22 protein-coding genes and 1 riboswitch are annotated in these 24,488 nt (G+C 69.6%); of the genes, 16 read left to right on the top strand and 6 right to left on the bottom strand.

Annotation, left to right across the window (positions count from 1 at the left end; all coding sequences use genetic code 11):
- Positions 1-130: 130 nt before the first annotated feature.
- On the bottom strand, positions 131-1,798 hold the full coding sequence (locus ACOQPQ_RS13045) for an N-acyl-D-amino-acid deacylase family protein (protein WP_420639856.1): 1,668 nt from the start codon (positions 1,796-1,798) through the stop codon (positions 131-133).
- Entirely contained in the window at positions 1,795-2,826 is a 1,032-nt protein-coding gene (locus ACOQPQ_RS13040) for a hypothetical protein (protein ID WP_420639855.1), read from the bottom strand. Before ACOQPQ_RS13040 ends, ACOQPQ_RS13045 begins: the two co-directional genes overlap by 4 nt.
- Before the next feature lie 127 nt (positions 2,827-2,953).
- Between ACOQPQ_RS13040 and ACOQPQ_RS13035 the strand changes: the two genes are divergently transcribed.
- From ACOQPQ_RS13035 to thiD, 13 genes are all read left to right on the top strand, one after another.
- Positions 2,954-3,499: a LysM peptidoglycan-binding domain-containing protein gene (locus ACOQPQ_RS13035; RefSeq protein ID WP_420639854.1), complete on the top strand. Its 546-nt coding sequence runs from the start codon at positions 2,954-2,956 to the stop codon at positions 3,497-3,499.
- Positions 3,500-3,780: 281 nt separating this feature from the next.
- Positions 3,781-4,743: a hypothetical protein gene (locus ACOQPQ_RS13030; RefSeq protein WP_420639853.1), complete on the top strand. Its 963-nt coding sequence runs from the start codon at positions 3,781-3,783 to the stop codon at positions 4,741-4,743.
- Positions 4,744-4,902: 159 nt separating this feature from the next.
- On the top strand, positions 4,903-5,532 hold the full coding sequence (locus ACOQPQ_RS13025) for a peroxiredoxin (RefSeq protein WP_420639852.1): 630 nt from the start codon (positions 4,903-4,905) through the stop codon (positions 5,530-5,532).
- 18 nt (positions 5,533-5,550) lie between these two features.
- On the top strand, positions 5,551-6,297 hold the full coding sequence (locus ACOQPQ_RS13020) for an ABC transporter ATP-binding protein (protein ID WP_420639851.1): 747 nt from the start codon (positions 5,551-5,553) through the stop codon (positions 6,295-6,297).
- A gap of 9 nt (positions 6,298-6,306) precedes the next feature.
- Positions 6,307-9,027, top strand: a complete 2,721-nt coding sequence (locus ACOQPQ_RS13015) for an ABC transporter permease (protein ID WP_420639850.1) — start codon at positions 6,307-6,309, stop codon at positions 9,025-9,027.
- A gap of 83 nt (positions 9,028-9,110) precedes the next feature.
- Positions 9,111-10,652: a glucose-6-phosphate isomerase gene (pgi, locus tag ACOQPQ_RS13010; protein WP_420639849.1), complete on the top strand. Its 1,542-nt coding sequence runs from the start codon at positions 9,111-9,113 to the stop codon at positions 10,650-10,652.
- A gap of 3 nt (positions 10,653-10,655) precedes the next feature.
- A riboswitch (TPP riboswitch) is annotated at positions 10,656-10,766 on the top strand.
- Complete coding sequence (gene thiC, locus ACOQPQ_RS13005; RefSeq protein WP_420639848.1) at positions 10,757-12,526, top strand: phosphomethylpyrimidine synthase ThiC; 1,770 nt, start codon at positions 10,757-10,759, stop codon at positions 12,524-12,526. (Overlaps the previous riboswitch by 10 nt.)
- Complete coding sequence (thiE, locus tag ACOQPQ_RS13000) at positions 12,523-13,125, top strand: thiamine phosphate synthase (protein ID WP_420639847.1); 603 nt, start codon at positions 12,523-12,525, stop codon at positions 13,123-13,125. Before thiC ends, thiE begins: the two co-directional genes overlap by 4 nt.
- Positions 13,118-14,290, top strand: a complete 1,173-nt coding sequence (thiO, locus tag ACOQPQ_RS12995) for a glycine oxidase ThiO (RefSeq protein ID WP_420639846.1) — start codon at positions 13,118-13,120, stop codon at positions 14,288-14,290. The genes thiE and thiO overlap by 8 nt, the downstream gene beginning before the upstream one ends.
- The gene (gene thiS / locus ACOQPQ_RS12990) at positions 14,287-14,475 is read left to right on the top strand and encodes a sulfur carrier protein ThiS (protein ID WP_420639845.1); all 189 of its coding nucleotides are present in this window, start codon (positions 14,287-14,289) and stop codon (positions 14,473-14,475) included. Before thiO ends, thiS begins: the two co-directional genes overlap by 4 nt.
- The gene (locus ACOQPQ_RS12985; RefSeq protein ID WP_420639844.1) at positions 14,476-15,282 is read left to right on the top strand and encodes a thiazole synthase; all 807 of its coding nucleotides are present in this window, start codon (positions 14,476-14,478) and stop codon (positions 15,280-15,282) included. It begins immediately after the preceding gene.
- The gene (locus ACOQPQ_RS12980; RefSeq protein WP_420639843.1) at positions 15,269-15,844 is read left to right on the top strand and encodes a thiamine phosphate synthase; all 576 of its coding nucleotides are present in this window, start codon (positions 15,269-15,271) and stop codon (positions 15,842-15,844) included. Before ACOQPQ_RS12985 ends, ACOQPQ_RS12980 begins: the two co-directional genes overlap by 14 nt.
- Before the next feature lie 91 nt (positions 15,845-15,935).
- On the top strand, positions 15,936-16,721 hold the full coding sequence (gene thiD / locus ACOQPQ_RS12975) for a bifunctional hydroxymethylpyrimidine kinase/phosphomethylpyrimidine kinase (RefSeq protein ID WP_420639842.1): 786 nt from the start codon (positions 15,936-15,938) through the stop codon (positions 16,719-16,721).
- 20 nt (positions 16,722-16,741) lie between these two features.
- Here thiD and ACOQPQ_RS12970 read toward each other — a convergent pair whose 3' ends face one another.
- Genes ACOQPQ_RS12970 through ACOQPQ_RS12960 form a run of 3 tightly spaced genes read right to left on the bottom strand, consistent with a single transcriptional unit; the run spans position 16,742 to position 19,900 of the window.
- Positions 16,742-17,413 carry an O-methyltransferase gene (locus tag ACOQPQ_RS12970; RefSeq protein WP_420639841.1) on the bottom strand — a complete coding sequence of 224 codons (672 nt, stop codon included), beginning with the start codon at positions 17,411-17,413 and terminating at the stop codon, positions 16,742-16,744.
- Positions 17,410-17,814 (bottom strand): TIGR03618 family F420-dependent PPOX class oxidoreductase, encoded by a 405-nt coding sequence (locus tag ACOQPQ_RS12965; protein ID WP_420639840.1) that lies wholly within the window; start codon positions 17,812-17,814, stop codon positions 17,410-17,412. Before ACOQPQ_RS12965 ends, ACOQPQ_RS12970 begins: the two co-directional genes overlap by 4 nt.
- A 4-nt stretch (positions 17,815-17,818) precedes the next feature.
- On the bottom strand, positions 17,819-19,900 hold the full coding sequence (locus tag ACOQPQ_RS12960; protein ID WP_420639839.1) for a HelD family protein: 2,082 nt from the start codon (positions 19,898-19,900) through the stop codon (positions 17,819-17,821).
- Between the two features lie 169 nt (positions 19,901-20,069).
- Here ACOQPQ_RS12960 and hemE point away from each other — a divergent pair, with 169 nt between their 5' ends.
- The 3 genes from hemE to lnt all read left to right on the top strand — a co-directional run bounded on the left by hemE (position 20,070) and on the right by lnt (position 24,055).
- A complete protein-coding gene (gene hemE / locus ACOQPQ_RS12955) occupies positions 20,070-21,179 on the top strand; it encodes a uroporphyrinogen decarboxylase (RefSeq protein ID WP_420639838.1) in 1,110 nt (369 codons plus the stop codon).
- A complete protein-coding gene (gene hemG, locus ACOQPQ_RS12950; RefSeq protein ID WP_420639837.1) occupies positions 21,176-22,510 on the top strand; it encodes a protoporphyrinogen oxidase in 1,335 nt (444 codons plus the stop codon). Before hemE ends, hemG begins: the two co-directional genes overlap by 4 nt.
- Before the next feature lie 63 nt (positions 22,511-22,573).
- The gene (lnt, locus tag ACOQPQ_RS12945; protein WP_420639836.1) at positions 22,574-24,055 is read left to right on the top strand and encodes an apolipoprotein N-acyltransferase; all 1,482 of its coding nucleotides are present in this window, start codon (positions 22,574-22,576) and stop codon (positions 24,053-24,055) included.
- Here the strand turns inward: lnt and dtd are convergent.
- A complete protein-coding gene (dtd, locus tag ACOQPQ_RS12940; RefSeq protein WP_420639835.1) occupies positions 24,039-24,476 on the bottom strand; it encodes a D-aminoacyl-tRNA deacylase in 438 nt (145 codons plus the stop codon). The two genes, lnt and dtd, sit on opposite strands and share 17 nt — an antisense overlap.
- Positions 24,477-24,488: the final 12 nt, after the last annotated feature.

Genomic DNA, 24,488 nt, shown 5'->3' with positions numbered 1-24,488 from the left:
CTCGTCTTCATGTGGGAGCGACCACGCTGTCGCCCATGCGTTCAACCGCAGCTTAGGCCTACGGAACCCACGTGCGCCAGAGAACTTTGGGCAAATTCTTCGACAACCGCGGGACCGCCCCCGCCCCCGCCTACCGGGCCGAGGGTCGCAGGATGTCACCGGGGTGGCGGTCCACCCCGGCTTGGTCCATCTCGCCGTCGCGGCGGATGGGGGTTCCGTTCACCAGCACGTGGGTGATGCCCACCGAGGCGTCGGCGGTCAGCCGCTCGGCGTTGGCCGGGAAGTCCCGAACGCGGCGAAGCGGCCCGGGGGCCACGGTGTCGGGGTCGAACACCACCACGTCGGCAAACGCCCCTTCCCGGAGGTAGCCCCGGTCCACCAGGTTGAACAGGTCGGCCTGCACGCCCGAGAGCTTCCTCACCGCCTTCTCCACCGGCATGAGTTGGCGGTCGCGCACCCAGTTGCCCAGGAAATCGGTGGCCTGGGGGGCGTCGCAGAGCTGGCCCACGTGGGCTCCGGCATCGGACAGCCCCAGCGTGCAGCCGTCCTGCTGCAACAACATGGCCACCCCTTCGGGGTCGTCGTTGGCGATGACACAACTGATCCGGGTGGTGAGGTTGTCGGCCACCGCGGTGTCCAACAGCACGTCGAAGGGTCGAACCCCCAGCTCGGCGGCCACCTCGGTCAGCCGTCGCCCGATCAGCTCCGGCCGGGAGGACGTCTCGGCGATCTGGAAGGTCTCCCACCGGGGCCGCATGGCCCGCTGGTGCTCGAAGGCTTCCAGGGTCCGGTTGCGCCAGTCCTCGTCGTCGTAGGCCTTGAGCCGGGCGTCGTGATCCTCACTCATCAGGGCGGCGAACTCCGGGTTCACGTTGAGGGTGAACGGATCGGACATCACCATCTGGAAGGTGAGCGGCCGGGGAGTCACCTGGGGCCACACCTGGACACCGTCGGCCCAGGCGTCACGGTTGCGGGCCGCACTCTTCTCATGGAGGCCGTTGGGGAAGGTCAACAGAGCCCCGTAGGTGAACGGCACGCCCACTTGGGGCTGCAGGGTGTAGAGGTCGTCGATGCCCACCGGCTCGCCGGGGGCCACCGACACCACGCCCTGTCGCTTGTGGCCGAGCACGCCGATGAGCACCTCGAACTCCTCCCGGGTGGCCAAACGGCTGGGTATCGGCAGGCCGTCGGCCCCCCGATGGGTCATGGCAAAGCTGGTGGCCAACCCGGCCGCTCCGGCGTCGAGGGCCTCGTCCACCACCTCGGCCATGCGGGCCACCTCTTGCTCGGTGGATGCCCGCTCGTAGGCTTCGTCGCCGATCACGAACAGCCGCAGGGCGGTATGGCCGATGTAGGCCCCGAAGTTGAGGGCGATCCCCCGGCGGTCGATGGAGTTCAGGTACTGGGGAAACGTCTCGAAGTCCCAGGGGATGCCCTCGGCCAGACTGTCCACGTTCATGTCCTCGACGTTCTCCAACGTGCGGGCGATGAGGTCCTGGTGGCTCGCCCGGGTGGGGGCGATGGAGAACCCGCAGTTGCCGGCGATGACCGAGGTCACCCCGTGGTAGCACGACGGGCTGAGCGCCGGATCCCAGAACACCTGGGCGTCGTAGTGGGTGTGGATGTCGATGAAGCCGGGGGCCACCACCTGCCCGGTGGCGTCCAACTCCACCTTGCCCGTCAGCCCCGAACCGATCCCGCTGATGCGGTCCCCGGTGACGGCGACATCGGCCTCCCGTCCCGGCTCGCCCGAGCCGTCCACCACGGTTCCCCCACGGATGACAATGTCAGCACTCATGGCCCACAGTCTCCCACGCGGAGTTCGAACGCGCCCGCCCTGGTGCCAAAATGCACCACCGAGCCCACATCGATCACCCGAGGACCGTGGCGCACCACCCGCAGGGCCGCCACCTGACCGGGATGCAGGCGCCGGCTGCGCTCCCCGTCGAAGGCCAGCAGGCAGGGGCCCGCCACCTCCACGGGCGCACCCAGGTCCACGTAGTCGCTTCCCGCCAGGCCCACCGAGGTGAACCACCCCGGTGCCAGCGGCGCCCGCACCAGGCGGGCGGGATTCCCGCTGGGGGGTGAGAACTGCAGCACCACTCCCCGATCCTCCTCGGGAGTGCAGGGCAGGACGGCACCGGCCAAACCACTGAAGCCGATGGCGGCCGGATCGGCGCGGGTGAACACGCCGACCAGGAGCGTCTCGGGGTCGAACAATTCGAGGGAGCCCACGTAGGGGTCGTCCACGGCCACCGCGTCCACCAGGGCCAGGTCGGAGGATTCTTCGGCCCCATCCGGCGCCGGGCCGTGGACCTCCACCGCCACCACCTTGGCCCGGGCCGAATGGGCCGACCGGTCGACCGCCCCGGTGGCGATGAGGCCCGCGGCCATACCGGCCACGGTGGGTTCCACGTGGACGGGGAAGGCGTTGTTGGTACCGGTGGACAGCGGGATCAGCGGGGCATCGGGCCATCCCAGAGTCAGCGCCCGGTTGGTGCCGTCGCCCCCCAGGCTCACCACCGCCCCGCAGCCGAAGCTGCGCATCGCTCGGGCGGCCTCCACCGAGTCACGCTCGTCGTGATACAGCGGCAGGTCGAGAAAGACGACCTCCAGTGGCAATTGCAGATTCTCGGTGGCCCGCCGGGTGATGGAGAAGGGATCCCGGGTGAGCACCACCTGTTCCACGCCGGCCTCGAACGCTCCGTGGATCACCCTCCGCAGGATGCTGATCTTGTTCTCGATGGTGGAGGAGGCCGCGCTGGTGAGCAGTCGCCGAACGTCGCTCCCGGATCGAGGATTGGACAATATGGCCACCGCGGACACCGGCCCATGTTGCCGGCAGACGACCCGCCGGCCCTGCTTCAAGCGCGGCCCGCAGGTTGGGCCCCTTTTCCGGTCCCGGGGGCGCGTTGCGTAATGTGGAGGCCCACTGGCAAGAGGAGGTGTCGCCATGCGCCGGGCCCCAGTGTTGTTGATGGTGGTGTTGTTGGCCGTGTTGATCGCAGCCTGCGGCGGTGGCGGGGGAACCGCCACCGAGGAGCGCCCGCTGGGCTTCGACCCCGACGAGTTGCCCACCGCCACCGTGGAGGCCATCGTCCCCACCCCGGCACCCACTCCCACCCCCACCTCCACCCCGGAAGCCTTCATCTACGTGGTTCGAGAGGGCGACACCCTGGGCAGCATCGCCGACGAGTTCGGCATCGGTCTGGCGGCCATCATTGCGGTGAACGAATTCGAGAATCCGAACCTGCTGAGCATCGGCCAGGAGGTCGAGATTCCCCAGGATGCCCCGGTGGTTCTCAACAGCGACGGCACCGTTCGTCCCGGAGACCGCACCCACATCGTGGTGGAGGGCGACACCCTCTTGGGCATCGCCCTGCAGTACGGCAAGACACTCGACGAGGTGCTTCAGGCCAACAACATCACCGCGGCCAACCTGATTCAGATCGGCCAAGCGCTCATCATCCCCGCCGAGGACGAAGAGTCCGCGCCCTAACCCGCTTCGGCCCCGACAGCCACCTCGACCCCGACAACCGCGCGGATATCCACGTTTCGCGCCGATCCCGCTCCTAGTGTGAGCCCCATGGCCGTACCGGCACGCACTTGGTCGTTCGCGCTTCGGGCGCGTCGCAAGGCCACCATGTGGTGTCCCCGTTGCGACGTCACGTGGTGGGGAACGGCCCGCGATCACTGCTGGTCCTGCCGTGGTCACACCGCCACCACCCCGGCACCGGCCGCCAAGGTGCGCGCGCTCGCCGCGGGCACGGTCGGCGAGCCGTGAACGCGGCGATTGCCATTCCCGCCGTCATCATCCTGGGCTGCGCGTTGATCGCCGGCTTCATCGCTTTTTCCACCCGCAAGAAGCGGGCCCTGTGGGATATCTTCCCCGGTCCGGTACCCGAAGAAGGAGACAGGCACTTGAGAAACCGACCCCAGTTGTTCGACGGTGGGGAGGACTACGCCGACGGGCCCGGTGAGACCGGCGACCACCAGGCAGACGAGGCCCGACCCAAGCTCGAGTTGGTTGGAGGCCCGCCCAGGGACCGCCCCGCGGAGGCGGACCACCCCCGGCTGCACCACGAGAGCCTGGCCGAGTGGCATCGGCGCTACGAGCAGACGGTGTCGGCGTGGATCGAGAATCACCACAAGGTGCTGGGCGATATCAACGCCGCCGGACTCCAGATCGACCTGGCCAACCGCGACGACCTGTTGGCCGGCCACGAGGAACTTGCCCCGAAAATGCAAGAGGCGATCGCCGGCCATCCGTCACCGGTCATGCGGGCCGAGTTGAGCGCCATGCACGTTGCCGGGGAGGCGGCCGTCTTCGCCGTCCTCAAGAGCGACTACAACACCGCCCGCCGCCAACACCTCGTCTATGTGCAGTACCGGGACGAGTGGATCGAGCGTCTGCGCCAGTTCTCGGAGAGTCCGATGAGCAACCTGCGCGCCGTGATGACCACCACGGAATTCGACCTCGAGGAAATCCGGGCCGCACTGGAGACCGCGCTGATCGAGAACGAGGAAACCGAGGATGCTCAGGACGACTTCGACACCCCGCTCCTGGTGAAGGAGGAATCCACGGCCATCCCCGACGGCGCCGAACCGCCCGACGACACGCTGGACCGGGCGGTGGGCGCGCCCGAGGACTTCACCGCCGACCTCGACGGCGGCCGGCTCCGCCGCCTCTTGCGCCTTCCCAAGCGCCTTTTGGGGGAATCGGCGGGATCGCCACAGGACTGACCCATGACGGCAATTGCCCAGCCGATGGTTGGGCCGGGCCCGGTAGGCTGAGCAAGACTGTGAGCCCGAGTTTGCGGGCTCACACCTCGAAGACTCACCCGCAGAATCACCGGCAGCCTCCGCGGAGTGCCCCCGAGCACGTTTGCAAAGGAGACGAACATGGCCATCCGCTTGGGCGACACCGCCCCGGACTTCACCGCTGACACCACCGAGGGGCCGATCTCCTTCCACCAGTGGAAGGGAGACTCCTGGGCGGTGCTGTTTTCCCACCCCAAGGACTTCACCCCGGTGTGTACCACCGAGTTGGGCTACACGGCCACGCTGGCCGAGGAATTCGCCCGCCGCAACGTCAAGGTCATCGGCCTTTCGTGCGACTCGGTGGACGACCATGTGGCCTGGTCGCAGGACATCGAGGACACCCAGGGCATCCGCCCCAACTTCCCCATGATCGGCGACGCCGACCGCACCGTGGCCGACCTCTACGACATGATCCACCCCAACGCCAGCGACACCATGACCGTGCGCTCGGTGTTCGTGATCGGCCCCGACAACGCAGTCAAACTCACCATCACCTACCCGGCCAGCACCGGTAGGAACTTCGACGAGGTGCTGCGGGTGATCGACTCCTTGCAGCTCACCGCCACCAAGAAGGTGGCCACCCCGGTGAACTGGCAGCAGGGCGACGACGTGATCATCGTGCCCGCCTTGTCCAACGAAGAGGCCGCCGAGTTGTTCCCCGACGGGTGGGACGAGCAGAAGCCCTATCTCCGGGTCGTGGCCCAACCCTGAACCGGAACACGCACCATCATGACCACCACTGAACAGCAATCCATCGTTGCCGCCCGCGCCGTCAACGCCACCAAGATCTACGGCACCGGTGACACCGAGGTCCGCGCCCTCGACGGTGTGGACATCAGGTTCCAACAACGCCAGTTCACCACCATCATGGGCCCGTCGGGCTCGGGAAAGTCCACCCTCATGCACTGCATGGCGGCCCTCGACTCCCTCACCACCGGACAGGTGTTCATCGGCGACACCGACTTGGGCACCCTGGGTGACCGGGGCTTGACCCTGCTGCGACGAGGACGGGTGGGATTTGTATTCCAGGCCTACAACTTGGTGCCCACCCTGACCGCCATGGAGAACATCACCCTGCCCATGGACCTGGCCGGTCGAGACTTCGACCGCCAGTGGGTGGATCACGTGGTCTCCACAGTCGGCCTCGGCGACCGACTGACCCACCGGCCCAGCGAGTTGTCCGGCGGCCAGCAACAACGGGTGGCCGTGTCTCGGGCACTGGCGACCAAGCCGGAGATCATCTTCGCCGACGAACCCACCGGCAACCTGGATTCCCAGACCAGCTCCGAGATATTGGCGTTCATGCGCCAAGCCGTCGACGAGCTCAACCAGACCATTGTGATGGTCACGCACGATCCGATGGCGGCGGCCTTCGCCGATCGAGCCGTGTTCCTGGTGGACGGCGGCATCCACGGCGAAATGCCCAATCCCACCGCCGATCAGGTTCTCGACTACATGAAGAACATCGGCGGCTGACCGACCTCCATGGCCCTGCTGCGCTACACCCTCAAGAGCATCGCCGGCGCCCGGATCCGGTTCTTCCTCACCACGCTGGCGGTGGTCGTCGGCGTGGCCTTCACAGTGGGCGTCTTCGTGACCACCGACGGGCTGCGGTCCACCTTTGACGACCTCTCCGAGGACATCTTCCGTGGGGTCGACCTGTCGGTCCGCTCCGAGGTGGAGTTCGGCGACCGCGACTTCGGCGCCCCTCTGGTCGACCCGAGCATTGAGGACGCGGTGCGAGCCATCGACGGGGTGGCCGCCGCCGAAGGCGGGATCTTCGAATTCAACGTGATCGCCATCAAGTCCGACGGCGAGCCGCTGTCCAGTTTCGGCCCGCCACAGATGGGGGTGAGTTGGCCCCAAGACCAGGAACTCAGCCAGGTCAGCGTGTGGCCCGACGGCATCAGCCGGCCCCCCCGAGGGCCCGACGAGTTCGCCATGGACGCCACCACCGCCCAGGAGAATGGTTTCCTCGTGGGGGAGCGTTACCGGGTGTCCACCCCTTCGGGCACCCAGGAGTTCACCCTGGTGGGGCACTTCCGATTCGGCACCGGCGAAGATGCCACCGTCGGGGCCCAAATCGTGGCCTGGGATCCCGAAACGGCGCGGGAGGTGCTGCACGACGGCGGCGGTTACGACAGCATCGACATTCGCTTGACCCCCGATGCCTCCAAGGAGGAGGTGGCCGCGGCCATAAGCGCCGTGATTCCTGCAGGCACCGAGGTGGTGGCCAACGAGCAGTTGGTGGAAGAGCAGACCGACGCGTTCAACGAGGTGATCGGCTTCTTCCAGAACTTCCTGCTGGGATTCGCCATCGTCATCCTGGTGGTGTCGGCCTTCATCATCTACAACACCTTCACCATCATTGTGGGCCAGCGGATACGAGAGCTGGGGCTGCTTCGTGCGCTGGGCGCCAGCGGGCGGCAGATCACCCAGTCGGTGGTGTGCGAAGCGGTGGTGGTCGGTCTGGTCTCCACCTTGGTGGGGCTCGGACTGGGAGTGCTGGTGGCCTTGGGCCTGCAAGCCATGTTCTCCGCCCTGGGCGCCGACTTGCCCGATTCGCCCGTCATCATCGGTGCCAACACCGTGGTATCGGCCGTCGCCATCGGGGTGGGGGTCACCTTGGCGTCGGCCATCTGGCCGGCACTGCGAGCCCGACGAGTGACGCCCATTGCTGCATTGGCCGAGGATGCCCGACTGGGTACTTCCGACACGGTGCGGTCCGCAGCATGGGGAGTGCCGCTGACCGTTCTGGGCATCGCCGTCGTGGCCGCCGGAATCGCTTCGCAGTCGGTGGCTCTGATCGTGATCACCGCCCTGCTCGGGGCCATTCTCATCTACACCGGAGGAACCCGGTTGCATCCCCTGGCCGGTCGAGTGGCCGTGTTGGTGTTGGGCGCGGTGATTCTGGGCGTGGCCGTGGTGGCCGACATGTCCACCACCGACATTCTGGCCCTGTTGGGCATGGGCGCCCTGTTGGTGTTCGTGGGCATGAACCTGGTCAGCCCGGTCTTTGCCGATCCGGTGGCCCGATTCCTGGGTTGGCTCCCGGCCCGCCTGTTCGGAGTGAGCGGAAGACTCTCCCGCCAGAACGCCGCTCGTAGCCCCCGACGCACGGCCAGCACGGCTTCGGCGCTCATGATCGGGCTGGCCCTGGTGTCGATGGTGACCGTGCTCGGTCAGTCGTTCAAGCAAACCCTCTCGGACACCCTGGAAGACTCAGTGGAAGCCGACTGGCTGATCTGCATCGGCAGTTGCGGCGACCCCACCGCCGCGTTCAGTCCCTTGGCCGCCCAAGCCATGGCCCAACAGCCTGAGCTGTCCTCGGTGATCTCCTATCGATTCCGCTTTGAATCCACCCGCACCACCGCCAACGGCGAAATCCAGGACATTGGATCAACCGACCTCTCCGAGGTCAGCCGCCACATCGACGTGGACGTCCTCAGCGGCAGCACGGTGGGAGCAGGGGCCGGCCAGATACTGCTGTACGAGGACGAGGCCGAGGAGCTGGGCGTAGGAGTCGGCGATGGCGTGGAGCTGGAGTTCCTGGGCGGGCAGTCGGCCACCTTCGAGGTGGTCGCGGTGTACGCCGACAACACCATCCTGGGGGACTGGCTGATCGACAACGAGGATTGGGACCGCTACCTCACCGGCACGCAGGACCAGTTCATCTCTGCGGTCACGGCGCCCGGATCGTCGGCCGAGCAAGCACGAGCCGCCCTGGAATCGGTGACCGTGGACTATCCGCAGTTGGAGGTGCGGGACCAGGCCGAGTTCCGAGAGAACCAAGAGAGCCAGATCGACACCTTCTTGGTGGTGGTCAACGTGTTCTTGGGCATCTCCCTGGTGATCGCCCTCATGGGCATCGCCAACACCCTGGCCCTGTCGGTGTTCGAGCGCACCCGCGAACTCGGGATGTTGCGTGCAGTGGGCACCACTCGAGGGCAAACACGATGGATGGTCCTCTGGGAGGGGGCCATCGTGGCCACCTTCGGTGGCTTGATGGGAACGGTGATCGGCGTGTTGTTCGGCTGGGCTGCGGTAGTGGTGATCCCCGACAGCTTCATCTCCTCGTTCGCCGTGCCGTGGCCGACGCTGGTGGTCTACGTGGTCATCTCCGCCATCGCCGGGCTGATCGCCGCGCTGTTCCCCGCCATCCGTGCCGGGAGACTCAACGTGCTCCAGGCCATCTACCACCAGTAGTCCTCCGGCACGTTTGCCTGGCCGATTTCTCTCCGATTTGCCGGGGCAGCCGAACGGGTCTGCGCCACGGTTACGCTCCGGGGATGCACGACACCGGCGAATGGCGGGCGCTGGCCGACCACCGGCAGTCGTTGGCCACCGTGCATCTGGGGGACCTGTTCGGCGGTGACCCTGAACGGGGCCCGCGGTTCACCGCAGCCGCAGAGGGGTTGGTGGTGGACTACTCCAAGAACCGGCTCACCACCGAGACGGTGGCAATGCTGGGCGCCCTGGCCGACCGGGCCGGGCTGCGCCGCCACATCCACGCCCTATTGAACGGCGAACCGGTGAACACCACCGAACAGCGCCCCGCGTGGCACACCGCCCTGCGACGGCCCGACCCCCCGCCCGAGGTCGCCCAGGAAAGGGAACGCCTGACCGCTTACGCCCGCCAAGCCCGGGACGGGCGGTGGCGGGCGGTGGTGAACATCGGCATCGGTGGCTCCGACCTGGGCCCGGCCATGGCCACCGCCGCCCTCGGGGCCTACGCCACCGACGACGTGGACGTGCGCTTCCTGTCCAATGTGGACGGGGCCCACTTCCGGGCCGTCACCCGAGGGCTGGACCCGGCCGCCACCCTGTTCGTCGTCTCGTCCAAGACCTTCAGCACCATCGAGACCCTGACCAACGCCCGCACCGCCCGAGCGTGGGTGGCCGAGGCGGTGGGGCCCAAAACGGCCCGCGCTCACTTCGCGGCGGTCACCGCCGACCCCGAACGGGCACGGGAATGGGGCATCGACCCCGAATCGGTGTTCCGGCTGTGGGACTGGGTGGGAGGACGCTATTCGCTGGCCTCAGCCGTGGGACTCAGCCTCATGATCTCCATCGGCCCTGACGCCTTCACCGAGCTACTCGCCGGGATGCACGCCATGGACGAGCATTTCCGATCGGCCCCGTGGGCCGAGAACCTTCCCGCCCTGCTCGGCCTCATCGGCGTCTGGAACCGCAACTTCTGGGGGTGGCCGACCCACGCCGTGCTGCCCTACGCCCAGGAGCTGGCCCTGTTCCCGGCCTACCTCCAGCAACTCGACATGGAGAGCAACGGCAAATCGGTGCGGGCCGACGGCACACCGGTGACCACTGCGACCGGCCCGGTGGTGTGGGGCGGACCCGGAACCAACGGACAGCACGCCTTCCACCAACTCCTGCACCAGGGCGCCGACGTCGTGCCGGTGGACTTCATCGGCTTCTGCCGGCCCAACCACGCCTACGCCGAACACCACGATCTGCTCATGGCCAACCTCTTGGCCCAGGCCGAGGCCTTGGCCTTCGGCGCTCCCGATGCCGACAACCCCCACCGGCGCTTTACCGGCAACCGGCCCAGCACCGTCATACTCGGCGACCGGCTCGCCCCACGGACACTGGGTCAACTGGTCGCCCTGTACGAGCACAAGGTGTTCACCCAGGCCACCGTGTGGGGCATCAACCCCTTCGACCAATGGGGGGTGGAGCTGGGCAAGTCCCTGGCCGCCGACATTGCCGGGGAGTTTGCCGACCCGGCCGTCCCTCCTGGGACCCGCCGCGACTCCTCCACCCGGTCTCTCATCGATCACTACCTCGCCCACCGCGACCATGTGGCAAGATAAGCGCAACAACCACGCGGGAGCTCGAGGATCGTCGGGCTGAGAGGGTGTCCGCCGGCACCGACCGCTGAACCTGATCCGGATAACGCCGGCGAAGGGAGATGAAGATGAGCCTCACCGGCCAAGACGCAACGCCGACCAACGGCCACAACGGGGCCGAGCCCCAAGGCACCACTGCCCGGCCCGCCCGGGAGAAGATCTACGTGGCCGGCACCCGGCCCGACGTGCGGGTGCCGTTCACCCAGGTCAACCTCACCGCCCCCGAACCCCCCTTCCTGCTCTACGACACCAGCGGCCCCGGGTCCGATCCCGACGTCGGGCTGCCGCCGCTGCGGCTGGGGTGGATCACCGAGCGGAACGACACCGAGGAAATCGACGGGCGGGCCGCCGAGTTGCGCGACGACGGCCGCCGGGCGGTGCGCCAGGGCCAAGCCTCTGACCCCTTCCGGGGCGAGCGCCGACCGGTGCGACGGGCCACCGGTGGGGCGGTGACCCAAATGGCCTACGCCCGCCGAGGAGAGATCACCCCGGAAATGGAGTTCATCGCCACCCGAGAGCGGCTGGACGCCGAACTGGTGCGGTCCGAGGTGGCCCGGGGTCGGGCCATCATTCCGGCCAACGTGAACCACCCCGAATCCGAGCCGATGATCATCGGTCGCACCTTTCTCACCAAGGTCAACGCCAACATAGGGAACTCGGCGGTCACCTCGTCGATCGCCGAGGAGGTGGAGAAGCTCACCTGGGCCACCCGGTGGGGGGCCGACACGGTGATGGACCTGTCCACCGGCCCCGACATCCACACCACCCGGGAGTGGATCATCCGCAACTCGCCGGTGCCCATCGGCACCGTGCCCATCTACCAGGCCCTGGAGAAGACCAACGGACAACCCGAGGAACTCACCTGGGAGATCTACCGCGACACGGTCATCGAGCAGGCCCAACAGGGGGTGGACTACATGACCGTCCACGCCGGGGTGCTACTGCGCTACGTGCCCCTCACCGCCGAGCGCACCACCGGGATCGTCAGCCGGGGGGGCTCGATTTTGGCCGCTTGGTGCCTGGCCCACCATCAGGAGAACTTCCTCTATACCCACTTCGACGAGCTGTGCGAGATCTTCGCCGCCTACGACGTGGCCTTCTCGCTGGGCGACGGGCTACGGCCCGGTTCGATTGCCGACGCCAACGACACCGCCCAGATGGCCGAGCTGGAGACCCTGGGTGAACTCACCGGACGGGCCTGGGCCCACGACGTGCAGGTGATGATCGAGGGACCGGGCCACGTGCCCCTCAACAAGATCAAGGAGAACGTGACCCTGGAGAGGGAGTGGTGCCAGGACGCCCCCTTCTACACGCTGGGGCCGCTCACCACCGACGTGGCCCCCGGCTACGACCACATCACCTCGGCCATCGGGGCGGCCAACATCGGCTGGTACGGCACCGCCATGCTGTGTTACGTGACCCCCAAGGAGCACCTGGGCCTGCCCAATCGGGCCGACGTGAAGGACGGGGTGATCGCCTACAAGATCGCCGCCCACGCCGCCGACGTGGCCAAGGGCCATCCCGGAGCCCAGGCGTGGGACGACGCCTTGTCCAAGGCCCGCTTCGAGTTCCGCTGGGCCGACCAGTTCAACCTCTCGCTCGATCCCGAGACGGCCCTGAAGTACCACGACGAGACCCTGCCCGCAGAGCCGGCCAAGACCGCCCACTTCTGCTCCATGTGCGGCCCCAAGTTCTGCTCCATGAAGATCACCCAGGACGTGCGGGACTACGCCGCCCGCCACGGGGTGGACGAATCGGTGGCCATCGAGCTGGGCCTGAAGTCCAAGGCCGACGAGTTCCGCACTCAGGGTGCGGAGATTTACTCGGCCGGGTCGTGAGCCAACCGGTTCCCCGGCTCCATGTCATCGCCGACCGTGCCGACCTGGCGGCCGCCGCCTATCGGGGGGGCGCGCCGGCGGTCCAGGTGCGGATCAAAGGCGACGGCGACGCCACCGTGCTGGCCGAATGCCGCCGGATCGTGGCTGAGGCGCAACCGAGCCGGGGGGTGGTGATCGTGAACGACCGGGCCGACATCGCCTTGGCCGCGGGGGCCGACGGGGTCCACGGAGGGGCCGACGACTTGCCGGTGGCGGAGCTACGGCGTCTGCTCGGGCCCGACCGCCTGGTGGGGGGCACCGCCCGTGACCCCGACACCGCCCGCCGTCACCAAGACGACGGTGCCTCGTACGTGGGGGTCGGTCCGGTGTACGCCACCACCACCAAGACCGGGCTGCCCGATCCCCTCGGGCCCGCCGGGGTGGAACGGGTGGCCACCGCGCTGGACATTCCGGTGATCGCCATCGCCGGGATCAACGTCCACCGGATCCCGGAGCTGCTGGAGGCCGGCGCCCACGGTGTGGCGGTGATCGGGGCGGTGGCCCACGCCGCCGACCCGACGGCGGCCACCGCCGAGATGTTGGAGGCCCTCGGTGGCTGAGGAGCTTGTGCGGACCGAGAATCCGTCGAGGCCCGAACCGCCGGCCAACCCCGACATCGTGGTGGTGGGGGGCGGCATCATCGGCTTGGCGGTCGCCTGGCAGTTGCAACGAGACGGCGCCGAGGTGGTGGTGCTCGACCCCGCACCGGGCTCGGGGGCCAGCCACGCGGCGGCCGGCATGCTCGCCCCCATTCACGAGGCCTATTGGGGCGAGGACCACATCTTGACGCTGAACCTGGCCGCCAGCCGGGCGTGGCCCGCCTTCGCCGACGCCCTGGGCACCGAGGCGGTGGACTATCGCCGCGACGGCATGCTGATGGCCGCCTTCGACGCCGACGACAAGGCCCTGCTCGACAACACCGGGGATCTGCACGATCAGAAGGGGCTGCCGGTGGAGCGGCTGCGCAGCCGGGAGTGCCGGGCCCGGGAACCGCTGCTGGCCCCCGCGGTGCGGGGCGGGGTCTACTCCCCGCTCGACCACCACGTGAACCCCCGCCTGGTGGTGGCCGAGCTGTTGCACCGGGTGCCGACCCTGGCCGTGGCCGCCACCGAGGTGGCCCCCCGGCGGGTGGTGACCGACGACGGCCGGGTCTTGGGCTGTCAACAGGTGGTGGTGGCCGCCGGGGCATGGACCGGACGACTGCTGGAGGTGCCCATTCGACCCATCAAGGGGCAGATCATCCGATTGATCGGCCCGCCGGAGTTGCTGCGGCTCCCGGTTCGGGGGGTGGTGCGGGGGTCCAGCGTGTACGCGGTGCCCCGAAGCAACGGGGAGATCGTGGTGGGGGCCACCCAGGAGGAGCAGGGGTTCGACACCCGGGTGACGGCGGGCGGTATCCACCAGTTGCTGTGGGACGTGCTCACGCTGCTGCCCGGACTGAGCGAACTGGAGATGGTGGAGACCTGGGCCGGTCTGCGGCCGGGCGCACCCGACAACGCCCCGATCATCGGCATCGGCAACGACGGCATCGCCTATGCCGCCGGCCACTACCGCAACGGCATCCTCACCGCGCCGATCACCGCCGCCGCGGTGGCCGCGGTGGTCCAGCGCCGGGAATCACCGGTGGACCTGTCGGCGTTTCGCCCCGACCGGTTCCGCGCCCCGCGGGCGGCGCCATCGCCCACCACGGCCGCTGCCGAGCCCCCGCGTCAGGTGTCGGCATGATCGTGGTGGTCAACGGGGAGCCACGGGAGGTGGCCTCGGAGACCACGGTGGGCCACCTCGCCCCCCACCAGCGAGGGGTGGCGGTGGCCGTCAACCGGGAGATCGTGCCCCGCAGCTTGTGGGGCCACGCCCGGCTGGCCGAGGGCGACCGCGTCGAGATTCTGGAAGCGGCCCAGGGAGGGTAGATGAGCATCGGGATCACCCCGGCGCCCGCGGCGCCCGCCCACGACCCCTGGAGCGTGGCCCAGCGCAGCTTCACCAGCCGGCTGATCACCGGCACCGGGGGGATGACCAACCTGGCCGTGCTGGAGCGGGCGTTGGCCGCATCGGGGTGCGAGTTGGTCACCGTGGCCCTGCGGCGGGTGTCGCCCGAGGCCTCCGGTTCGATCCTGGACGTGATCGACCGTCTGGGCCTGGCCGTGCTGCCCAACACCGCCGGCTGCCACACCGCGGCCGACGCGGTGCTCACCGCCCGAATGGCCCGGGAGGCCTTCGAGACCGACCTGGTCAAGCTGGAGGTGATCGCCGACGACATCACCCTGTTGCCCGAGAGCATCGAGCTGGTGGAGGCCGCCGAAGCGCTGGTGGACGACGGCTTTGCCGTGTTGGCCTACACCAACGACGACCCGGTGCTGGCCCGCCGCCTGGAGGATCTGGGCTGCGCGTCGGTGATGCCGCTGGGGGCCCCCATCGGGTCGGGGTTGGGCATTCGCAATCCCCACAACATCGAGATGATCGTGGAGCAGGCGTCGGTGCCGGTGGTACTGGACGCGGGCATCGGCACTGCCTCCGACGCCGCGCTGGCCATGGAGCTGGGGTGCGACGCGGTGATGGTGGCCTCGGCCATCACCCGGGCCCGCGACCCCGAGCTGATGGCGGTGGCCATGCGCCTGGCCACCGAGGCCGGCCGCCAGGCCCGGTTGGCCGGGCGAATTCCCAAGCGCTTCCTGGCCGAGGCCTCGACCTCCCTGCAAGGCCGTGCCCAGTTCTGATCACCGGCGGCCGTTCAGCGACCAGCCCTCGCTGACCTCGGAGCTGTTGGTGCTGACCGACGTCGCCGTTCGGGCCCCCGCGGTGATCCTGCGGGCCAAGGACCGGCCACCGCAGCAGCGCAGGGAGCTGGCCCGCCAGATGCGGGACCGCACCGACTACCTCATCCTGGCCTCGATGATCGACCCATCGGCCGACGGCGTCCACCTGGCCGGATTCGACCGCTACCCCAAGGGCTACCCGGGCATCGTCGGGCGGTCGTGCCACCGCCTGGAGGAGGTGCGCCAAGCCGAACTCGAAGGGGTGGACTACGTGACCATTTCCCCGGTTTTCGCAACCGCCTCCAAGCCGGGCTACGGGCCGCCGCTGGGGCTCCGGGGGCTGGGCCGCATCGCCCGCCAGGCCCATGTCCCGGTGTACGCCTTGGGGGGAATAGACGTGGGCCGGGTGGCCGCCTGCCGAGACGCCGGGGCCTCGGGGGTGGCAGTCCAGGGGGCGGTGGCCCGCAGTCCCTCTCCGGAGGACACCATCGCCGCCATCCTGGAAGAGTGGCGCTCGGGATGACCGACCCGCACACCCCTTGGCCTTGGGCGGGCCGGGCCCGCCGGGGGGTGGCCGGGCGGCGTCGCTGCCCCCTGGGCCGTTGCGGTGCGCGATGAATCCGGCGGTGGCCCTCAGCGTGGCCGGATCGGACTCCTCGGGCGGGGCCGGGGTGGCCGCCGATCTGGCCACCTTCGCCGCCTGGGGGGTACACGGCTCCGTGGCCATCACCGCGGTGACCGCCCAGAACACGGTGGGCGTCCAGGGCGTGTACCCGCTCCCCGCCGATTTCGTCGCCCAACAGCTCGACTCGGTGCTCGACGACCTGCCGGTGGCCGGGGTGAAGACCGGGATGTTGGCCAACCGGGAGATCATCGCCGTGGTCGGCGACTACGCCGCCTCCGGACGCCTGCCCAACCTGGTGGTGGACCCGGTGATGGTGTCGTCCACCGGCGCCCGCCTCCTGGATGCGGGATCAGAGACCCTCTATCTGGAGCTGATGGCCCACGCGGTGGTAGCCGCCCCCAACGCCCGCGAGGCCGCCGTGCTCCGAGAAGTCGGCGGGCTGGAAAGCCCCGATGCGCTCGGCGAGCGTTGCGGGGGGCGGCTGGTGGTGACCGGAGAGGCCACCGCCGTCGACCGGGTGTACCACGACGGCCACTGGACCGAACTGACCGCCGAGGTGGTGCCCACCGCCAACGACCACGGCACCGGCTGCACCTTCTCGGCCTCGGTGGCCGCCGGCCTGGCCATCGGTATGGAGCCACCCGAGGCCATCGAGGCGGCCAAACGCTACGTACACACCTGCATCGCGCGCTCGGCTTCCTGGCAACTGGGCCGGGGCCGGGGTCCGGTGGCACACCTGGCGAACGAACCGGTGGTCCGAACGCCCGCCCCCTGAATGGAGCCCTTGGCCCAACCTCAGTCGGGTGCTCGGGTGATCAGTGTGAGGCCGTCGGCCACCGGGAGCATCACCTGGGCGGTGCGGGGATCGGCCACCACGGCGTCATTGAACGCCCGGATGGCGGCCAGGCTGGAGTCCTGATCGGAATCGGCATCCGGATCGACCACCCGGCCACCCCACAGCACGTTGTCCACCAGGATGACGCCCCGAGGGCTGAGCCGACGCAGGATCTCCTCGTAGTAGATGAGGTACGACTCCTTGTCGGCGTCGATGAAGGCCAGATCGATGGTCGGATCGTCGGGCAGGGCCGCCAAGGTCTCGGTCGCCGGGGCGATGATCACCTCGATCTTGTCGGCCACCCCGGCCCGCTCCCAGAACGGCCGGCCGATGCTCACCCACTCCTCGCTGACGTCGCAGCACAACAGACGCCCGCCGGGGGCCAGGCCCCGGGCGATGGACAGGGCCGATAGGCCGGTGAAGGTGCCCACCTCGACGGCGAACCGCACGTCCAGCAGACCGGTGAGCATGGTCATGAAGGCCGCCTGTTCCGGGGCGATCTGCATCCCGGACACTCCGCCCAACTCCACGGTGACGTCGATCAGCTCCTGGGTGACCGGATCGATGCCCGCCCCGTGGGCCACCAGGTACTCGTGGGTGACCGCGTTCAGGCCGAATCCCTTGGGGGTCATCGGGCCACCCGACCCAGCACGGCATCCACGTCAATGAGGATCACCCGCCGGTCGGCGCCCCGATCCTTGGGTGGACGATAGCGCCGTCCGTAGCGGGCCACGGCGTCGGCACACTCCTCGGCATCGGCCGACACCCTGGCGGTCCCCTCCAGGGTGACCCACCGTCCGCCGTCCACCTGACACAGGGCGGCCCGCCCACCTCCGGCCTCCGCCAACAACCGCACCTTCTTGGCCCCGCTCCAGGTGATGATCCGTGCGGTGGTGCCGGCGGCGTCCCAGGTGAATCCCACCGGCGTGACATGGGGCGTGCCGTCGGGACGCAGCACGGTGAGCGACGCCAGATGGCGCTCCTCCAGGAAGGCGGTCATCTCCTCGCTCAGGTTTTGGGGATCGTGGGCCATGGTTTCAGTCTTTCTGGTCGAGCAACGGCGGGGGCAGCGGGCGGGCGTGGACGACGACGAGATGCTGGGTGGCCCGGGTCATGGCCACGTAGAGGGCCCGCATTCCCTGGGGGAGCCTCTCGGAAATGTCCGCCGGCTCCACCACTACGGCGACATCCACCTCCAACCCCTTGACCAACTCCACCGGCACGATGGTGACCCGGGACTCCAACCCCCGCTCGTAGACCAGGCCGTGGTCGACCCCGGCGTCGGTGAGCGCCTCGGAGATGGCGTCGGCCTCCGACGACAGACCGATCACCGCCAGGTTGCCCTTGGCCAGCTTGTTCAACTCGGCTTCCACCTCTCGGACCACGGCGGCGACGAGATGGTTCGGGCCACTGCGGCCTTCGCCGGAGCCGTTGGGGCCGGTGGTGCGGCGGGTGCGGCCACCCGATGCCCCCGGCGGGGCCACGGCCACGAACCGGGGCGGGCGACCCTCCAGACGAATGGACTGCGGGGGGCGCAGGCCGGGGACGGCGGCGTCGAGCACCCGTCCGGCCACCTCCATGATGGGTTGCGGCAGGCGATAGCCGATGGTCAGCTCGGCGAAACGGGGCTCGGCCCGCCCGGGAAGGTGTTCGATCACCGTGTCCCAGGTGTCGTGCCCCCAGGCCGACGTGGCCTGGGCAATGTCGCCCACCACCGTCATGGAGCCGTTGAGCGAGCGGCGCCGGATCATCCTGAGCTGCATGGGCGACAGATCCTGGGCCTCGTCCACCACGATGTGGCCGTAGGCCCGCACCGAATCGGCCTGACGATGGCCCGGCCGGGGCCCGAGCAAGGCCAGGGCTTCATCCAACAGCGGGGCGTCATCGGCGGTCCAGACCACCTCCGAGGCGTGGGCCGCCCGCGGGCGGTGCAACATGTCGATCTCCCTGGCGTTCAGCACCGACGTGGCCGCCGAGCGAAGCAGCGCCGGGGAGCCGAACAGGTCGTGGAGCAGGTGGGCCGGTGTGAGCACGGGCCACATCCATTCCAGGGCCTCCCGCAAATCCCGGCTGCCGTGCAGTTGCTCACGCACCACGGCGGCGTCGATCTCGGGTGCCGTGGAACGCGATCCGCTGTCGGCCAGTTGCCGATAGAGGGCGTCCTCCACGAAGCGGCGGGCCCGATTGTGGGTGCGGAACCGCGTGCGGGCCTGGGCGACGATGCGTTCGCTCTGGGCCACGGTGAGCCTCAGTCGGCGCAGGCCGAAACCCACGGTCACGTCGGCGCGCAGCGGACGCTGTCGATCCCGACAGGCCCGGCGGAGCACCGAGATCATGCGCAGGTCACCCTTGAGCCGGGCCGGGCCGGGGGCGTCCAATCCCTTGACCCGTATGCCCGGCAAGAGATCGGCCAGCATCGACACCTCCACCCCGGCCTCCCCCAACGACGGCAGCACCTGCTCGATGTAGGTCAGGAAGAGGCGGTTGGGCCCGAGCACCAACAGGCCCTGGCCCTCCAGGGGGAACCGGTGGGTGTAGAGCAGGTAGGCGGCCCGGTGCAGCGCGGCCACCGTCTTGCCGGTTCCGGGACCGCCCTGCACCACCAGCACGCCGGGCAGGGGTGAGCGGATGATGGCGTCCTGTTCGGACTGGATGGTGGCCGCGGCGTCGGCCAGGCGCCCGGAGCGTCCGGCCTCCAGGCCGGCCCGCAGGGTGGCCTCCCCCACCAGGGGCAGGCGACCCCGGCCGTTGATGCCTCCGAAGTACTCGTCTTCCACCCCCAGCAGCTCCCGCCCCCGGGTCACGAAGTGGCGGCGCCGCTCCAGGCCCATGGGGTCGCTGCCGGTGGCCCGGTAGAAGGCCTCGGCCGCCGGGGCCCGCCAGTCGATGGTCACCGGCTCCTGGTGGTCGTCCCACACCGCCACCCGACCCACGTAGAGTCGGTCCCCATCTCGACCGTCGGGGTCCTCGCTCCAGTCGAGTCGGCCGAACACCAACGAGGCGTCGCCGATGTCGAGGGCGCCGAGGCGGGTGCTGATGGAATCCCAGATGATCTCCCGCTCGAAGCGGGCCTGGTGGGTGCCCCCGGCGCCCACCTCCACCATCCCCTTCAGGGACAAGGCGCGCTCCCTGGCGGTTTCCAGGGCTTCGTGGGCTCGATGTATGTAGGTCTGCTCCGCGAGGTGATCGGGATGGATCGGAGGCTCCTCGGACTCAATGCGATGTCGGCAAACAGTTGATTCTAGTCCGCCCGGATTCAACCGGGGCGACCAGGGCTTTTCCCGGTGGATGTGGTTGCGCCTCGGTGATGGCACCAGTCGCCGGGATGATCGGTACGGTTTGGGCGTGGTTGTCGGGTGCGACGTTGCCGACCTTCCCTTTGTGCGGGCGTGTCGGGGGCTGCCCTCCGAACGGGTACCGGTGTGGTTCATGCGCCAGGCCGGGCGGTCGCTGCCCGAGTACCGGGCGCTGCGGGGCGAGGGGTCGATGCTGGACACCATTGCCCGCCCCGATGTGGCCACCGAGATCACCCTGCAGCCGGTGCGCCGCTACGGGGTGGACGCCGCCATCTTGTACTCCGACATCGTGGTGCCCACCCACGCCATCGGGTTCGGGGTGGACATCGTGCCCGGCGTGGGACCGGTGGTGGAGCACCCGTTCCGCGAGGCCCGTGACCTGGCTCGCCTGCGCCCCCTCGACCCGGAGGCCGACACCCCCTACGTGCTGGAGACCGTCCGGAACCTGGTCGCCGAACTCCAGGTGCCGCTGATCGCCTTCGCCGGGGCCCCGTTCACCATGGCCTCTTACCTGGTGGAGGGGGGGCCGTCTCGCACGCACGCCCTCACCAAATCGCTGATGTACGGCGACCCCGTGCTGTGGGCCGCCCTGCTCGAGCGGCTGGCCGACCTGGCCATCGCCTCCATCACCTCCCAGCTCGACGCCGGGGCATCCGCCTTCCAACTGTTCGATTCCTGGGCCGGGGCTCTGGCCCCCCACGACTACGAGCGGTTCGTGCTGCCCGCCAGCCGGCGGGTGTTCGCGGAGGTGGCCGACCACCGGGCCGACGCGCCGGGCATCCATTTCGGGGTGGGCACCGGCGAGCTGTTGGAACTGTTGGCCCAAGCCGGGGCCGACGTGGTGGGGGTGGACTGGCGGGTGCATCTGGACGACGCCCGCGCCCGTTTGGGGCCCGGCGTGGCCGTGCAGGGCAATTTGGATCCCGCCGCGGTGTTGGCCCCCCCACCGGTGGTGGCCGAGCGGGTGGCCGACGTGCTGGACCGCAACGCCGGGCGACCGGGGCACATTTTCAACTTGGGCCATGGCGTGCTGCCCGAGACCGATCCCGAGGTGTTGGCGCAGGTGGTCGAGCAGGTACACGGGTATCGGCCCATTCCATGAGAATTGCGGTAGTAGGGGCCGGGATCACGGGGCTGGCCGCGGGGTACGAGGCGGCCCGGTCCGGCGCCGAGGTGGTGGTGTACGAGGCCTCGCCCCGGGCCGGAGGTCGGATGCTCACCTCCGAGCTGGCCGGGCAGGCGGTGGACGAGGGTCCCGACGCGTTTCTGGCCCGGGTGCCGTGGGCGGTGGAGCTGTGCCGGGAGTTGGGCTTGGGCCCCGAGTTGGTGTCGCCCGCCCAGCGGTCGGCCTTCGTCTACTCCCGGGGGGCGCTACGGACGTTGCCCCTGCCCAACGTGCTCGGGGTTCCGCTGGACTTCGACGCCCTGGCCGCCTCGGGGATCGTCTCGCCGGACGGGGTGGACCGGGCCCGCCGAGAGCCGGATCTGGCCGGTTCCCCGCTGACCGGCGACCAAGCGGTGGGGGCGCTGGTTCGCCGACGGCTGGGCGACGAGGTGGCCGACCGCCTGGTCGACCCATTGATCGGGGGCATCAACGCCTCGTCCATCGACCACCTGAGCGTGCGGGCCGCCGTGCCCCAACTGGCCGAGGCCGCAGCCCGTGGCCCCAGCCTGGTTCGGGAGCTGACTCACCTGGCCGCCTCGGCGACAACCGATCCCGAAGCCCCGGTGTTTCACACCCTGCCCGGCGGCATGGCGCGGTTGTCCGACGAGCTGGCCGACCGGCTGGGCGACCGGCTCCGGCTGTCGTCGGCGGTGCCCGACGTGGGCCACGTGGACGCCGACCGGGTGATAGTCACGGCCCCCGCCGCCGAGGCCGCCGCCATGGTGGCCCGGGTGTCGCCCACCGCGGCCGGGTTGCTGGGCGGCATCGAGTACGCCTCGGTGGTGTTGGTGTCGTTGGCCTACGCCGCCGATGATGTCCACCACCCCGTGGCCGGGTCGGGCTACCTGGTGCCCGCGGTGGAGGGGCGGACCATCACCGCCTGCTCGTGGGCGTCGAGCAAGTGGGCCCACGTGGGTTCGGACGGCACGGTGGTGTTGCGAGTGTCGGTCGGTCGCCACGGCGACAACCGGGCGATGACCCTGAGTGACGACGGGTTGGTCGACGCGGTGCGCGACGACCTGGGGGTGACCATGGGGCTGAGCGCCGAGCCCCACGCCGTGCGCATCAGCCGGTGGGAACGGTCGCTGCCGCAGTTCCGACCTGGCCACCTGGAACTGGTGGCCGACATCGAGTCGGCTGTGGCCCGCGACGCACCGTGGCTGACGGTGACCGGGGCGTGGGCGCGGGGCCTGGGGGTGGCGGCCTGCATCCACCAGGGCCGAACCGCCGCCCAGACGGCCTTGGACGCAGCCGAGGCAGCCGGGTGAGCCGACCGTCGCCCGGTCTGCGGCTCGCCGGGGCATGGGCATCCCCGGCCTGGTGAGCCGGCCATGACCTCCCGTGCGGTGCGGTGGCTCCGAACCAGTGGCTGGGCCGCGGCGGGCGCCCTGGGAGCGGGTGGGCTGGTGGCCCTGTCAATGCCCCCCTGGGGCTGGTGGCCGCTGGCGGTGGTCGGTTTGGTGGCGTTGGAACGCCTCCTGGCCGACCAGCCGGTGGGAGCGCGATTCTGGCGCGGGTTCGGATTCGGGGTGGGATGGCTGTTTCCGGCCACCTTCTGGATGGTCGACTTCAGCCCGCCCGGCTACCTGGCGGTGGTGGTGGTGTTCTCGGCGCTGTACGGCCTGGTGGGAGCCGCCTGTCCACCGGGACGGCATCGTTGGGCCGCTCTCCCCGGCCTGTTCGTGCTGGCCGGGGCCATCCGCTGGCGGTGGCCGTTCGGCGGGGTGCCGCTGGCCACCCTGCCCATGAGCCAGGTGGACAGCCCGTGGGCCACCACGGTGCGGCTATTGGGCCCATTGCTGTTGGTGGGGGTGGTCGTGGGGGTGGCCATGGTGGGCGCCGCGGCCGTCGAGCGCCGATGGCGGGCCGGCTTGGTGCTGGCGGTGGTGGTCGGGGGGTTCTGGGGGGCAGCCACCGCGGCGCCCGCCGGAACGGCGGTCGGAACCATCGACGTGGCCGTGGTCCAGGGGGGTGGACCGCAGCGCACCCGGGCGGTGAACACCGACCCCCGGGTGGTGTTCGAGCGGCACCTGGAGGCCAGCCGGCAGGTGAGGCCTCCGGTGGATCTGGTGGTGTGGCCCGAAGACGTGGTGGACGTGCCCGGTCTGTTCGCGGGCAGCGAGCAGCAGCGCCGGCTTGCCCAACTGGCCCGAGTCCTCGACGCCACCTTGGTGGCCGGTGTGGTGGAGGACGTGTCGGCCACCGCGGCGGCCAACTTCGCCGCAGTGTTCGCCCCCGATGGCACCCAGGTCGGCCGCTACGACAAGGTCCGGCTGGTGCCGTTCGGGGAGTACGTGCCGCTGCGTTCGCTGATCGAGCCGCTGGCTCCCGAGGAGTTGCCGGTCCGGGACATGCGCCCCGGCACCGGCCCGGCGGTGGTGGACTCCCCGGCCGGGCGCCTCGGAGTGTCCATAAGCTGGGAGATCTTCTTCGAGAATCGGGCCCGCGACGCCATCGGCAACGGCGGCCAGGTGCTGTTGAACCCCACCAACGGGTCCAGCTACTGGCTCACCATCGTGCAGACCCAGCAGATTGCCAGTTCCCGGCTGCGGGCGATGGAGACCGGTCGGTGGGTGGCCCAAGCCGCCCCTACCGGGTTCAGTGCCTTCATCGACCCCGACGGCAACGTGCACCAACGGACCGGGGTCTCCGAGCAGAAGGTGATTCAGGCCCCCGTCGAACTGCGCACCGGCCACACCCTGGCCACCCACCTGGGTCCCTGGCCCATGATCGCCTTGGCGTTGGCCTTGGTGGCCACGGCCTGGGGCTTCCACGCCCGGTCCACCGGCCGGCCAATCAGACTTCGAGCATGAGGGTCACCGGGCCGTCGTTGACCAACTCCACGGCCATCATGGCCCCGAAGGAGCCGGTGGCCACCGTGGCCCCCAGATGGCGCAGTTCGGCAATCAACTCCTCGATCAGCCCGGAAGCCTGATCAGGGGCGGCCGCTCCCAGAAACGAGGGTCGGCGACCCCGGCTGGTGTCCCCGTAGAGGGTGAACTGGCTGATCACCAGCACCTCACCGCTGGTGTCGGCCACCGAGCGGTTCATGTGCCCGTTCTCGTCGGTGAAGATGCGCAGGTTCCACAGCTTGGCGGCCAGCTTGGTGGCGGTGGCGCCGTCGTCGTCATGGGTCACCCCCACCAAGCAGCACAGACCCGGCCCGATCTCCCCGATGACCTCGCCGTCCACCCGGACCCGGGCCTCCGCCGCCCGCTGCACCAGCGCTCGCATCCGCTCAACCTA

Origin of the sequence: Candidatus Poriferisocius sp. (assembly GCF_965219775.1) — a bacterium.
In the GTDB taxonomy this organism is placed as follows: Bacteria; Actinomycetota; Acidimicrobiia; order Acidimicrobiales; family Bin134; genus Poriferisocius.
This window is presented reverse-complemented; position numbering and strand designations above follow the sequence as displayed.